The sequence below is a fragment of the Acidovorax sp. NPDC077693 genome (assembly GCF_044542805.1).
In the GTDB taxonomy this organism is placed as follows: Bacteria; Pseudomonadota; Gammaproteobacteria; order Burkholderiales; family Burkholderiaceae_C; genus Acidovorax.
The window spans coordinates 43,334-55,888 of sequence record NZ_JBITVD010000020.1 but is presented as its reverse complement, the minus strand read 5'-3'; the positions used below and the strand labels follow the sequence as shown (position 1 = coordinate 55,888).

The window sequence follows — 12,555 nt, the reverse complement described above, 5'->3', positions numbered from 1 at the left end:
GGCCGGCCCTGCAATGCGCCCCAGGCACACCCCGGGGCGGCATGCATCACAGCAGCCGCTGCACCATGGGCCAGGCCTTGTGGCAGCCCAGGCCGCAGGCCACCAGCACCGGGCTGTACAGCGCCAGCGCGCCCACCACGGTCATCAGCCAGCCTGGCTCGTCGCCATCTTCGTCACCGCCAGCGGCGTCGGGCGGCTGCTTCTTGGCTTGCGGATTTTCTTCCGCGCCCTCCCCCTTCGTCTTCGCCTTGTCGGCCTTTTTCTTCTCTGCCTGCGCGGGGCTGTCTCCGGTGATCTCTTGCACCAGCATCACCAGCACGACGGCCAGCGACGCGCCCAGGACAGCCAGGTAGCCGTACTGCCATCCGGCGCGCGGCAGGGGGTAGAAGTACCCGGCCAGCACCACGGCGGGCAGCAGGAAGAACGCGTGCATCAGCCCGCGGTACCAGTGGATGCCGTCTTCGTTCTTCTCCAGCGCGCCCATGACCAGCCGGTAGGTGATGGCACCCAGCACGAAGATCAGCCCGCCCCACCATTCGATGTTTGTCAGCATGTTGGAATCGCTCCCTCGTCGTCAGTCGTTGTGTTGTGTTCAGTGCGCGAGCAGCGGAGCGCCCGAGTCCTTGGGGGCCTGCGGGGTGATGGCCCCATCGTCGCCGGCCAGCGGCACGGTCTGCTGCGCCCCGCCGTCGCCCTCACCGTCGCCATCTCCATCGCCACCCTCGGCATCGCTGTCATCGTCATCCCCGTGGATGTCGTTGTATTCGCTCAGGATGTAGTACAGCGGCAGCACGATGGCCAGCACCAGGCCCAAGCCCAGCCACAGCCACAGGCCCTTGAACAGCAGCACGGTGACCACCGTGAAGGAGATGGCCTGCAGCAGGCCCTTGAATCCGGCGCGCAGCAGCAGCACGCCGATGAGGCCCTCCACCGGTGACTTGCCGTTCTTGCCCATGGAGCGGGCCATGTCGATGAAGGCCTGCGCGGCCTCTTGCGCTTCCTGCTTGCGCTCGGCCTCCTGCTGGCGCAGCTTGCTGACGCTGACGGGTTTGGCCGGGTCCTTGGAGTGGCAGTACGCGTCGTCGCCGCTGTCCTGCGCACTGCCGGCCTCGATTGCGCCGTCGCGTTCATCCGCCGGCTCCGCCACCACCCGCCACTGCGGGCACGCTTTGAAAAACGCCGCGCGTGATACCCACTGGCCCTGGTGGAAGTGCATGCGCTCGGTCTCGCCCACCTGGTCGTAGAACACCTCCAGCACCGCCGACTGCAGGCCGTGCGCGAAGAGGGCTTCCAGGGCGCGCAGGGGCAGGTCGTCGTGGGTGCCGGTGTCAAAGCGCAGCAGCAGGTGGGTGCGCTCGGCCGACACCTGCTGGTTGAACCATTGCGCATCCCACAGCGCGCCCAGGTCCACGCCGCCCAGCTTGTCGGCCCAGCGCTCGGCCTGCTCGGTGTTGTCGGCCACCAGGTACTGGTAGACCAGTTGAAAGGTCTTGAGCTTGATCGGGTCTTCGAAGAACAGGTGCAGGGTATGGGCGTTTTGCGACATGGTTCGGCGGATGCAGGCAGTCGATGAAAGGTTCGCGTTGGAGTGCACGAATTGTTACAGGCTCTGGAGCCCCCGTCCCTCTCGGTCTTGTCCATGACGACCACCGGGCACTTGACGCGGTGTCAACCGCCCTGCCCGGCGAGCCGCCGGCCCAGGCCGATGCCATGCGCCCACGGAGTCCCGCGCGTTACCCAAGCGTGCCGCCGTGGGCCCGCGCCAGCCGCTGCGTCATGCATACTCGACGGCTGCCCGCCGCGGCCAGCCTGACCGGCCATGCGGCCGCAGGCTGCGACCAGCGCGGGCTGCGACGATCCGGCGCCAGACGCCGGGCTCCGGGCCTGCACCACCACAAAACACTGAGGGAGATTCACCATGCGTTCCCACGCCCGCTCCGGCGCACTTTGGCTGTGCACCACGCTCACGCTCGGCCCGGTGGCCGTGCAGGCCCAGACCGACGCTGCCACCACGCCCCAGGCCCGCGCAGCCGCTGCCCGCGCCGCGGCAGCCCCGGCCCCCGCCTTCAGCGGCCCGCGCGAAAAGCTGGTGGTGGCCATGCCCAAGACCTATGCCAAGAGCGAGACGATGCTGCTGTGGGGCGACTACTTCAACCACCTGGCGCGGTGCGGCAACATCGACCTGCAGAACCTGCAGGGCGAGTCGCTGGAGCGCAGCACCAACATCGACGTGCTGCCCGAAAAGGACCTCATCGACAACCTGATCGCGGGCAAGGCCCAACTGGCCCAGGTCAACCCGGGCCTGGTGCCGCAGCTCATCGCAGCCGGCCAGCCCGCGCCGTTCGGCGTGCCGGGCAACAAGGCCAGCGGGCAGCGCAATTCGTACAAGCTGATCCTGATCGCGCGGGTGGACAGCCCGTTCACCAAGCCGCAGGACCTGGTGGGCAAGAAGATCGCGCACACCACGCCCACGTCCAACTCGGGCAACCTGGCGCCGCGCGCGCTGTTCCCGGCCATCGGCCTGGTGCCGGACCAGAACTACGAGGTGGTGTTCTCCAACGGCCACGAGCGCTCGGTGACCGGGGTGATGCACGGCTTCTACCCCGCCGCTGCGGTGGCCAGCGACCTGTACCAGCGCATGGTGGTCAAGGGCGATGTGAAGGGGTCGAGCATTCGCACGCTGTGGGAGAGCCCGCCCTTCATGACCGAGACCTGGACCCTGGGCAAGGACGTGTCGCCCGAGCTGCAGGCGCGGGTGAAGAAGTGCTCGTACGGCTACAGCTTCTCGCCCAAGCTGCGCCAGCTGCTGCCGGGCAACGACACCTTTTTGCCCATCAACTTCGAGCGCGACTTCGCCACCGTGATGGAGGTCTACAGCAAGACCGCGAAGGCGGCGCAGGCCGGCAAGCCCGCCGCAGCGCCGGCACCCAAGCCCTGAGTCAGCCAGCCCGGTGCGCTGCGCGGCGCAACCGGCGCTTCACGGCGCCTGCAGTGGCACGCGCTGCTCGATGAGCGCGCGGGCCTCGGGCGTGAGGATGGACTTGGGGACCATGAGGCACACGGCGTTGTCCACGAACAGGAACACCAAGGTCTCGCTCTCCTGCCGGTGCTTGAACCCGGCCCATTGCCACAGGGTATGGGCCGCGTAGGACCGCTGCTCGATGCAGTCCTTCCGCACATCCAGCGTCTGGGGCGCGAGGCAGTAGCCATCGTCTTCGAACATGGCCTGCTGCAGGGAGCCGCTACCGCTGCGGACCAGCGCCCAGAATGCCAACGCGCCGACCACGATGCCCACGGCCCCCATGGCCAGATGGGTACCCATGTCGGGCATGGACTCCAGCCAGCGGAACAGGAACACCAGCGGCACCACGGAGACGCCCCACAGCACCAGCGGCAGCCACCACCGTCCGGGATCGTCGTTGGATGGACCCCCTTTGCCGCCAGCGCGAGCGCCATCACCGCGCCGCAGTTGGGCCTTGGCCTGGGCGACGATGCGTTTTTGCAGATCGGCGTAGTCGCCACGGGTAAGGGAAAAGGAGGGCATGGGTGGGGATGAAGGCCTGAGGAGCCGCCACTATAGGGGGCGCCCACGGCGCACCGGTGCAGGCGGCGCCATCGGCACAGCACCCGGCACCACATCACGCCATCTTGCAGCGCCCCACACCCGGCGCCTACCGGCGTGCACCCGCGCACACCGACACCAGATCACAGCGGCGGGCAGCGCCCGCGCTGGGTGGTCATGCCCCCAGGCGGTCCCGCGTCAACCGCGCCACATCGCGCACCCAGGGCTGGGCGGCCCAGTGCTGCGCGGCAAAGGCGTCGATCCGGTCCCGGTAGGTGAGCGACGCGCCGATCACATCCAGCCCGTCGAGGAACATGCGCCGGTGCCGCTCGGAGATGGTGAACGGCGCGCTGTGGCCCGCCGTGCGCACCTGGCGCTGCGCCACGTCGATCTCGATGGCCAGCGGCCCTGCCGCGGCGCGTGCCTCGTGCATGAAGACCTGTGCGTCGGCCTCGGTCACCATGGCCAGCAGCAAGCGGTTGTTCATGGCGTTGGAGTAGAAGATCTCGCCAAAGCTCGACGCGACCACGGCCTGGAAGCCGTACTGCTGCATGCCCCACACGGCGTGCTCGCGGCTGGAGCCGCAGCCGTAGTTGCTGCCGGCGAGCAGCACGTCGGTGCCGGCAAACGCTGGCTGGTTGAGCACGAAGTCTTCTCGTGGCTGCCCGGCGCCGTCAAAGCGCAGGTCGTACAGCAGGCCCGGCGCCAGGCCCGACTTGTCGATGCCGCGCAGGAACTGCTTGGGCATGATCTGGTCGGTGTCGAGGTTGGCGATGTCGAGCACGGCGGCGTAGCCGCGCACGGTGGCGTTGTTGTCGGCGGTCATGCGGTCACCTCCAGGGTTCTGACGTCGGTGATGCAGCCGGTGACGGCAGCGGCGGCGGCCATGGCCGGGCTCATCAGGTGGGTGATGGCCCCCCTGCCCTGGCGGCCCTCGAAATTGCGGTTGGTGGTGGAGGCGCAGCGCTGGCCGGGGGCCAGCACGTCGTCGTTCATCGCCAGGCACATGGAGCAGCCGGGCTGGCGCCACTCGAAGCCCGCGGCCACCAGGCGCGCGGCGATGCCTTCGGCCTCGGCCTGGGCCTTCACCGCACCCGAGCCGGGCACGACCATGGCGCGCACGCCGTGGGCCACATGGCGGTGGCCGACAACGCGGTCCACCTCGCGCAAATCCTCGATGCGGGCGTTGGTGCACGAGCCGATGAACACATGCTGCACCGGCACGCCCGCCAGCGGCTGGCCGGCCGACAGCGCCGTGTAGCGCAGGGCCTGCTCGGCACTGCTGCGCTGCACGGCATCGGCGATGTCTTCGGGCCGTGGCACGGTGGTGTGGATGGCCATGGCCTGGTCGGGGCTGGTGCCCCAGGTGACGAACGGGGCCACCTCGGCCGCGTCGAACACATGCTCCACGTCGAACGCGGCGCCCGCGTCGCTGCGCAGCGTGGCCCAGTGGGCCAGGGCCTGCGTGCGCACGTCGCCGGTGATGTCGGGGGCCTTGGCCAGCACGTAGTCGATGGCGGTGGCGTCGGGTGCGATCAGCGCGCCGCGCGCACCCGCCTCCACCGCCATGTTGCACAGCGTGAAGCGCGCCTCCACCGACAGCGCGCTGATGGCGCTGCCGCAGAACTCCACCACGTAGCCGCGTGCGCCTTGCGCGCCGATGCGGCTGATGACCATGAGGATCAGGTCCTTGGCCGTGGTGCCCATGGGCAGCACACCGTCCACGCGGATGCGCATGTCCTTGGCGAGGCGGTAGACCAGGGTCTGCGTGGCCAGCACGTGCTCGACCTCGGACGTGCCGATGCCGAAGCCCAAGGCGCCCAGAGCGCCGTACGTGGTGGTGTGGCTGTCGCCGCAGATGATGACCATGCCCGGGCGCACCATGCCGTGCTCGGGCGCGATCACGTGCTCGATGCCCTGCAGCGGGTCGTTGGTGTCGAACAGCGGGATGCCGTGGCGGTCGCAGTTGGCCTTGAGGTTGCTGGCCTGCAGGGCCGAGGGCGGGTCTTGGATGGTGCGCCAGCGCACCGAGTGCGTGGGGATGATGTGGCTCACCACCGCCACGTTCTGCCCTGGCACGGTCACGCCGCGCCCGGCCTCGTGCAGGCCGGCGAAGGCCTGGGGGCTGGTGTATTCGTTCATCAGGTGCAGGTCGCAAAAGAGCAGCACATTCTGTTCGTCGAGAACGGCCACGGTGTGCGATGCGACCAGCTTCTGGTAGAGCGTGGAGGGGGTGGTCATGGTCATCGTGGTGGGTGTGGGTGTGGGTGTGGGTGTGGGTGTGGGTGTGGGTGTGGGTGTGGGTGCGGACTATCGGCCAGCCAGCAGGAAAGGCAGCGCCGCGTCGAGCAGCGCACCGGGGGCCTCTTCGGCGATGTAGTGGCCGCAGGGCAGCGCATGGCCGCGCACGTCGGCCGCCACGCGCTGCCACTCCTTGAGCGGCTCAAAGCACTGGTGCACCACGCCCTGCTCGCCCCACAGGGCCAGCAGCGGCACGGCCAGTTGGCAGCCCGCGTCGCGATCGGCCCGGTCGTGCACCAGGTCGATGCCGGCGGCGGCGCGGTAGTCCTCGCAGATTCCGTGGGCAGTACCGGGCAGGCCCAGGCAGCGCACGTACTCGGCCAGGGCCCGGGGGTCGAACGGTGCCAGGCCCGCGCTGCGCCGGCCCATCACGTCGCGCACATAGGCGGCGGGGTCGGCTTCGATCAGCCGCTCGGGCAGCGGCGCGGGCTGGATCAAGAAGAACCAGTGCCAGTAGGCGCGGGCAAAGGCGTTGCTGGTCTGCTCGTACATGGCCAGCGTGGGCGCGATGTCCAGCAGCGCCAAACGCTGCACGGCCGCCGGGTGGTCCACCGCCAGGCGGTGCGCCACGCGCGCGCCCCGGTCGTGGGCCAGCACGGTGAAGCGCGGGTGGCCCAGGTGCTGCATCACGGCCAGCATGTCGGCGGCCATGGTGCGCTTGCTGTAGAGCGCATGCTCCGCATCGCCGGCGGGTTTGGCCGAGTCGCCATAGCCCCGCAGGTCCGCGAGCACCAGCGTGAAGTGCTGGGCCAGCACCGGCGCCACTTTGTGCCAGATGGCCGAGGTCTGCGGGTGGCCGTGCAGCAGCAGCAGGCCCGGGCCCGTGCCGCCGACCAGCGCGTGGATGTGCTGGCCGTCGGGCGTGGGCACGCGGTGGGCGTTGAAGCCAGGGAAAAGCGGAGTCGTCGTGGTCATGGTGTCGTTGGAATGGCGGCGGGGCCTATTCGGCAGTGATGCCCCGCTCCTTGATCAACTTGGCCCACTGCGGCATCTCCTTCTCGAGCCGCGCACGGGCCTGCTCGGGGGTCGATGGAATGGGGTCGAACCCGTCCTTGGCCATGCGCTCCTTGAGCGCAGGCGTGCTCAATGCCTGGTTCAGCGTGGTGTTGAGCTTGTCGATGATGGGCCGGGGTGTGCCCGCCGGAGCGAACACGATGAACCAGGTTTCAAAAGCGTAGCCCTGCAGGCCGGCCTCGGCAATGGTGGGCACGTCGGGCATGAGCGCGGAGCGTTGGGTGCCGGTCACGCCCAGCGCCCGCAGCTTGCCCGCCTGCACATGCGGCTGCGCGGCCGACAGCACTGGGAAGCTCATCGCCACTTGGCCCGACATGGTGTCGATCATGGCCGGGCCGCCGCCGCGGTACGGGATGTGCACGATGGGCGTGCCTGCCACCGCCTTGAACAGCTCGGCCGACATGTGGAAGGTGCTGCCCGCACCCGCGGAGCCGTAGGAGTACCTGCCCGGCTGCGCCTTGAGCAGCGCCACCAGTTCCTTGACGGTCTTGGCCGGCAAGGCGTTGTTGACCACCAGCACGTGCTGCGAGCTGGCCACCATGCCGATGGGCGCCAGGTCCTTCAGGGTGTCGTACGGCATCTTGGCCGTCAGGCTGGGGTTGATGGCCAGGGACACGGTCTGCAGGCCGATGGTGTAGCCATCCGCCGCGGCCTTGGCGACCATGTCCACGCCGATGTTGCCACCTGCGCCGCCCTTGTTCTCGATGAACAGCGAGCCGCCCAGCGCCTTGCCCCATTCGTCCGTCACCAGGCGCGCCGCGATGTCGGCGCTGCCGCCCGGGGCGTAAGGGACCACGAGCTTGATCGCCTTGTTGGGATAGCCGGCCGATTGCGCCAGGGCCGCGGCGGGCGACAGCAGGGCCAGCGCGGCCAGTGCGGCGGCGCTGGCTGCCAGGCGACGCGATCGGAGGGGAATGGTGAAAGCAGCGGTCATGGGTTTGTCTCCTGCGGGTATTTGTTGTGGTTGGGATCTTAGGAGTGATGTTCAAAGCCATAAATACCGTCAAAATTACTTCATTCATACATCCAACACACGAATCAGGCACCTCCATGGACGGCTTTTCGGACCTGCGCTTCTTTGCCCTGCTCATGAAGGAAGGCAGCCTGGCGGCGGCCGCGCAGCAGATGGGCATCACCCCGCCGGCTGCCAGCCGGCGCCTGGCGCAGCTGGAGCACCGCCTGGGCGTGCGGCTGCTGCACCGCACCACGCGCCGCATGAGCTTGACGCCCGAGGGCGAGGCCTACCTGCTCGACGGCGCGCGCATCCTGTCCGACCTGGACGCGCTGGAGCGCACGGTGGCCGGCGCCCGCAGCTCGCCCCGGGGGCTGATCAAGCTGGCCGCCACGCTGGGCTTTGGCCGCGTGCACATTGCGCCGGCGCTGTCGGCCTTTGCCCGCGCCTACCCCGAGGTCGAGGTGCAATTGCACCTGACCGACCGCCCGGTGAATCTGGTGGAGCAAGGCTTCGACGCCGCCGTGCGTTTTGGCGACCTGCCCGACTCGCGCCTGACCGCCCGCCGACTGCTGGCCAACCAGCGCGTGCTGTGCGCATCGCCCGCCTACCTGGCCCAGGCCGGCGAGCCCGCGCAGCCGGCCGACCTTCTGGCGCACCAGTGCATCGTGATCCGCGAGAGCGACGAGACCTACGGCACCTGGCACCTGCACCAAGGCGCCCGGCAAGAGACAGTGAAGGTGCGCGGCATGCTCAGCACCAACGACGGCGCCGCCGCCACCACCTGGGCGCTGGAAGGCCACGGGGTGCTGATGCGCTCTGCCTGGGACGTGGCCGACCCCATGGCCACGGGCCGCCTGCTGCGCGTGCTGCCCGCATGGTCGCTGCCGGCGGCGGACGTCACGCTGGTCTATCCCACGCGCAGCGACATGTCGGCCAAGACGCGCGCGCTGGCGGATTTTTTGCGCGACTGGTTTGCCGCACCGCTGCGCAGCGGGCAGCGCCTGGATCGCGGCCATCCGGAAGAAACCCCTTGAGATGGGCGCGAATCTGCCGATAACACGGCATGCAGATCTCCAGTGCCACCTCTTCCTCGGGCGCAGCATCCAGCGCCAACGCCGCCAGCAACATCAACAAGCTGCAAAAGCAGTTGCGCGAGCTGACCGACGAACTGCGCGGCGTGGCCGGCCAGAACATGGAAGCCAAAGCCAAGGCCGAGAAGATCAAGCTGCTGCAGGCGCAGATCCAGATGGTGCAGCAGCAGATCGCCGCCATCCAGCGCCAGAGCCAGCAGGAGCAGATGGACTGGGTGCAGGCGCAGCAGCAGGCCAAGGCGGGCAGGGAGGGATCGGCGAGCACCAACGCGGGCCCTGCCACATCGCACCGCACACCCGGGCTAGGTGAGTCTGTCGATACCTACGTCTGAAGGCCTAGAGCGCCGGGTGGCGGACAAAGACAGACGCCCAGTGCACCTCCAAATGCATAGCGGTTGGAGGTGCCCCATCGAGCGTCAGCGTCAAGTTCAACATCCCACGCATGCGGGCTGCCCGACTCCAACCAACAGCATGACCGCATTGGACCGCACATGCTACGCCTACTCCAGCAAGGCCAGCAAGCTAGCCGCTAAGGCCGTACGGCGGGGCGACGTTTGGACACGGCGGCAGGCAATTGAACAGCACGCCATAGTGTCGAGCGGCAGCATCCGCGCCGGACCAGGCGCAATCCCGGGGCAGCGCTTGCCCGAGCCTTAAGTCCATCAGTGTGGCCAGCAGCCCGGCCCGTGGCCGTACCTTTCCGTGGCCACCACCGTCTGCCAGATGCAGCAGTTGCCAGCTCCGGTTGCCAGATGGTGATGCGCTTTGGCGTAGTACGAGCCTGTGAGGCGGTCATGCGCGGCGTTGTCGTTTTCTTCTTTCGCGGCTTTGTTGCCAAACCCTTCGAGATAAAAGTCAGCCGTGAACTGCAGCGTACCAGTGACGCCTTCGATCGCCTTGAAGGTGGTTAGGCCTATGCTCCCCACCAATCCACCCGATATCTCGGTCGCACAGTCATCGAGCGTGCTGTGGTTGTCGCATTTGCCATTGGAATCGGAATAACGGTAAGGGTTGCTCCGACCATACTGGTAAGCCCCCCACGTGATCGGCAGATTGGCCTCGCCCTCCACCGGGTCCCGGCTCACAAACTGTCCGCTGATCGGACCAAAGTACCGCGCCCGTGCGTACAGCAGCCCCGCCTCCGGGTCCGCGTAGTAGCTGCCGAACGCATTGCCGTTGCTCCTCAAGCCCGTGCCCGCGTTGCCGCTGGCCTGGCGTAGGGGCTGTAGTGCAGCAGGCTGTCAGCCTTCGCGGAGTTGATTAACGTGGCCGTCAGCGTCCTTGGTCTGCTGAATGGGCAGAATGCTGGAAAATCAGGTTGCAATCGGTTGACGAGGGGGTTCTCTACGAGAAAATAATATTTCTCCATTATATCAACGACCACAATCAGTACCAGATAGAGAATGTTAGCGGAACTACTAAAGAGTGCGCAAAGAAATCCGAAAGTATTTTAAGTGCTACCGCTCGACTGGCATGCAACACCTAAAAAAAGTAGTCCATTAAGAACTTCTCGAAGCTATTCCATCGGGGCTTGAGGGTGCCAGCCATAAGCATTCTTTCGCCCCCTTCAAAGTCAACCTCATAAACCTCGTCAGTGTGAGTATCAAGAACTACTACCTGACCCGCCGCAAGCTGACTAATAACCAAATATTTTGAAAAAAAATTAAATTCATCCCTACAAACGAGGGTCATTGCAGAAATATTATCGGCACCTTCAACAATATCAAGCAATTCGCAACCTATTCGCTCACTCCAAAATGGCCCCACATATTTCTCATAAAAACTCTGAAGAAGCTCATGCGTAACCCCAAGCATTCGCAACTGATTACCTACCAAATTAGAATAATTTCTAACATATCGGGCATCAATTAATTTTGAATTTACAATTTCAGGTATTTTACTCATTTTAATTCCTGCTTCCCGCTCCACCTCCAATATTCTGGAGAATCCACCCGTTGAAATGATTCACGCAATGATCCAGGGCCACGCCCGAGGGGAAAATCAGGGTTTTGATTGCTTCCATGAGGATGCAACGGCGCTTTCTGAATGTTGCGAATACTATGATATCTAGTAGATGCTTCAAATAATGGGCCAATCGCACGTTATTCACGCTGGATAACTTTATATTTAAAACCAGTGCTACCTTGAAACGAAGAGGTATCGAAATCTACTTTACTACGGAAGTGGAGGTTATCAAAAAATGTACCGCCGACATTTTTTGTATCAGCAGGGCTTGCGTTACCACGAATTCCAGCTGGACACGTATTGCAAGGCCCAACGTTATGTACCCAGGTGCCCAATCCTCCCACAAAGAAGGTATGACCTGCCTCTACCGTCAGGTTGTGCGTGGTGCCTTGCGGTGCTTCCAGCACGATTACCTTGACCGGCAGCCTTGTCTGTGTCGCCAACGAGACCAGTTCATCTCCTGGCTGTAGTTCCTCTACGCTCACGAAGCCACGCTCTGGCACGTAAAACGGATGGCCCGGAGTGACCAGCAGATCTTCACTGCGGACTACGCCCCGGAGCGCAGTGGCGACAGTTTGTTCGCGTTGCTCACCTGCTTCTCGCACCTCCTCCACGCTTAAGCGCAGGATGGGTCGGTCATGCCGGATGGCCCCGTGGCCCCTGCCGTGGCCACTACGGTCTGCTGGATGCGCCTGCCACCGGCGTCCAGTTACCAAGTGGTGATGCGCTCTGGCGTGGTGTGGCCTGTGAGGCGGTCTTGCGCGTCGTAGGTCCAGCTTTCTGTGCGCGTCCGGCTGTAGCTGCCCTGGTTGGCGCCGCCTGGAAGGGTCGCGCTCAGACTGGCGCTACGGTTGGATGCGCTCAACGATTCGGTCGTCGTGCTGCCTGTGCGGTTGCTGTTGGCGTCGTAGCTGTAGGTGCTGGCACGGCCGACATTCCGTGCCAGCTTGGACCTACATGAGCCGCCTAGAGACGCAATCTAAATTACATCGTAGAAAAAAGCACAACCTTGCAGCTTGTACCTTCATCGGCAGCGCCCCACTACATACACCTTGCAGGAGAAAACCATGCCCATCCACACACTTCCCAGCCGCCGGTCGCCATGGCCCCTTGTCGTGGGCGCGGCAGCGCTGTTAGCTGTGCTGGCGCTCTCGGCCTGCTCCACGCCACGCAGCCCGGAGGGCATCCAGCCAGTGACCGGTTTCGATGTGAACCGCTACACCGGCCACTGGCATGAGGTGGCGCGCATCGACCATTCGTTCGAACGCGGCCTGACGCAGACCAGCGCTACCTACACCCGCAATGACGACGACACCGTGAAGGTGGTCAACCGCGGCTATGACCCGGTGCGCAAGGAATGGAAAGAGGCCGAGGGCACGGCCAGCTTTGTGGGCGAGCCCACGCGGGCGGCGTTGAAGGTGTCGTTCTTCGGCCCGTTCTACGGCGGCTACAACGTGGTGGCGCTGGACGAGAACTACCAGTGGGCCATGGTAGTGGGCTCCAGCAAGGACTACCTGTGGATCTTGTCGCGCACACCGACCCTGCCCGGCCATGTGCGCGAGCACCTGCTGGAGCGCGCCCAGACCATGGGCATCGATGTGCGCAAAATCCTGTGGGCACCCGCCGCGGGCGAGCAGCACGCCAAGCGCGCCGTGATGACGTGACGG

General features: G+C 65.7%; 15 protein-coding genes. 4 read left to right on the top strand and 11 right to left on the bottom strand.

The window, feature by feature from the left end:
- Window positions 1-46: 46 nt before the first annotated feature.
- Window positions 47-553, bottom strand: coding sequence for a hypothetical protein (locus tag ACIGHN_RS23725; RefSeq protein WP_396506507.1), 507 nt, complete (start codon window positions 551-553; stop codon window positions 47-49).
- A 39-nt stretch (window positions 554-592) separates the two neighbouring features.
- Window positions 593-1,546, bottom strand: a complete 954-nt coding sequence (locus tag ACIGHN_RS23720) for a hypothetical protein (RefSeq protein WP_396506505.1) — start codon at window positions 1,544-1,546, stop codon at window positions 593-595.
- A 372-nt stretch (window positions 1,547-1,918) separates the two neighbouring features.
- Between ACIGHN_RS23720 and ACIGHN_RS23715 the strand changes: the two genes are divergently transcribed.
- Window positions 1,919-2,938 (top strand): PhnD/SsuA/transferrin family substrate-binding protein, encoded by a 1,020-nt coding sequence (locus ACIGHN_RS23715; RefSeq protein WP_396506503.1) that lies wholly within the window; start codon window positions 1,919-1,921, stop codon window positions 2,936-2,938.
- Window positions 2,939-2,977: 39 nt separating this feature from the next.
- On the opposite strand, the gene ACIGHN_RS23710 is transcribed toward ACIGHN_RS23715, so the two are convergent.
- The 5 genes from ACIGHN_RS23710 to ACIGHN_RS23690 all read right to left on the bottom strand — a co-directional run bounded on the left by ACIGHN_RS23710 (window position 2,978) and on the right by ACIGHN_RS23690 (window position 7,811).
- Window positions 2,978-3,544, bottom strand: a complete 567-nt coding sequence (locus ACIGHN_RS23710; protein WP_396506502.1) for a YcxB family protein — start codon at window positions 3,542-3,544, stop codon at window positions 2,978-2,980.
- 193 nt (window positions 3,545-3,737) lie between these two features.
- Window positions 3,738-4,388 (bottom strand): 3-isopropylmalate dehydratase small subunit, encoded by a 651-nt coding sequence (gene leuD, locus ACIGHN_RS23705; RefSeq protein WP_396506501.1) that lies wholly within the window; start codon window positions 4,386-4,388, stop codon window positions 3,738-3,740.
- A complete protein-coding gene (leuC, locus tag ACIGHN_RS23700) occupies window positions 4,385-5,803 on the bottom strand; it encodes a 3-isopropylmalate dehydratase large subunit (RefSeq protein WP_396506500.1) in 1,419 nt (472 codons plus the stop codon). Before leuC ends, leuD begins: the two co-directional genes overlap by 4 nt.
- Window positions 5,804-5,872: 69 nt before the next feature.
- On the bottom strand, window positions 5,873-6,778 hold the full coding sequence (locus ACIGHN_RS23695; RefSeq protein WP_396506499.1) for an alpha/beta fold hydrolase: 906 nt from the start codon (window positions 6,776-6,778) through the stop codon (window positions 5,873-5,875).
- A 25-nt stretch (window positions 6,779-6,803) separates the two neighbouring features.
- Window positions 6,804-7,811 (bottom strand): tripartite tricarboxylate transporter substrate binding protein, encoded by a 1,008-nt coding sequence (locus tag ACIGHN_RS23690; RefSeq protein WP_396506498.1) that lies wholly within the window; start codon window positions 7,809-7,811, stop codon window positions 6,804-6,806.
- Window positions 7,812-7,927: 116 nt separating this feature from the next.
- Here ACIGHN_RS23690 and ACIGHN_RS23685 point away from each other — a divergent pair, with 116 nt between their 5' ends.
- On the top strand, window positions 7,928-8,866 hold the full coding sequence (locus ACIGHN_RS23685; RefSeq protein ID WP_396506496.1) for a LysR family transcriptional regulator: 939 nt from the start codon (window positions 7,928-7,930) through the stop codon (window positions 8,864-8,866).
- Window positions 8,867-8,895: 29 nt separating this feature from the next.
- On the top strand, window positions 8,896-9,255 hold the full coding sequence (locus tag ACIGHN_RS23680) for a FlxA-like family protein (RefSeq protein ID WP_396506495.1): 360 nt from the start codon (window positions 8,896-8,898) through the stop codon (window positions 9,253-9,255).
- Window positions 9,256-9,585: 330 nt separating this feature from the next.
- Here ACIGHN_RS23680 and ACIGHN_RS23675 read toward each other — a convergent pair whose 3' ends face one another.
- The 4 genes from ACIGHN_RS23675 to ACIGHN_RS23660 form a co-directional block, all read right to left on the bottom strand.
- On the bottom strand, window positions 9,586-10,110 hold the full coding sequence (locus ACIGHN_RS23675; protein WP_396506494.1) for an RHS repeat-associated core domain-containing protein: 525 nt from the start codon (window positions 10,108-10,110) through the stop codon (window positions 9,586-9,588).
- A gap of 295 nt (window positions 10,111-10,405) precedes the next feature.
- On the bottom strand, window positions 10,406-10,828 hold the full coding sequence (locus ACIGHN_RS23670) for a hypothetical protein (RefSeq protein ID WP_396506493.1): 423 nt from the start codon (window positions 10,826-10,828) through the stop codon (window positions 10,406-10,408).
- 197 nt (window positions 10,829-11,025) lie between these two features.
- A complete protein-coding gene (locus ACIGHN_RS23665; protein WP_396506588.1) occupies window positions 11,026-11,493 on the bottom strand; it encodes a polymorphic toxin-type HINT domain-containing protein in 468 nt (155 codons plus the stop codon).
- 104 nt (window positions 11,494-11,597) lie between these two features.
- Window positions 11,598-11,753 (bottom strand): hypothetical protein, encoded by a 156-nt coding sequence (locus ACIGHN_RS23660; protein ID WP_396506491.1) that lies wholly within the window; start codon window positions 11,751-11,753, stop codon window positions 11,598-11,600.
- 202 nt (window positions 11,754-11,955) lie between these two features.
- Here ACIGHN_RS23660 and ACIGHN_RS23655 point away from each other — a divergent pair, with 202 nt between their 5' ends.
- Window positions 11,956-12,552, top strand: coding sequence for a lipocalin family protein (locus tag ACIGHN_RS23655; protein ID WP_396506489.1), 597 nt, complete (start codon window positions 11,956-11,958; stop codon window positions 12,550-12,552).
- Window positions 12,553-12,555: the final 3 nt, after the last annotated feature.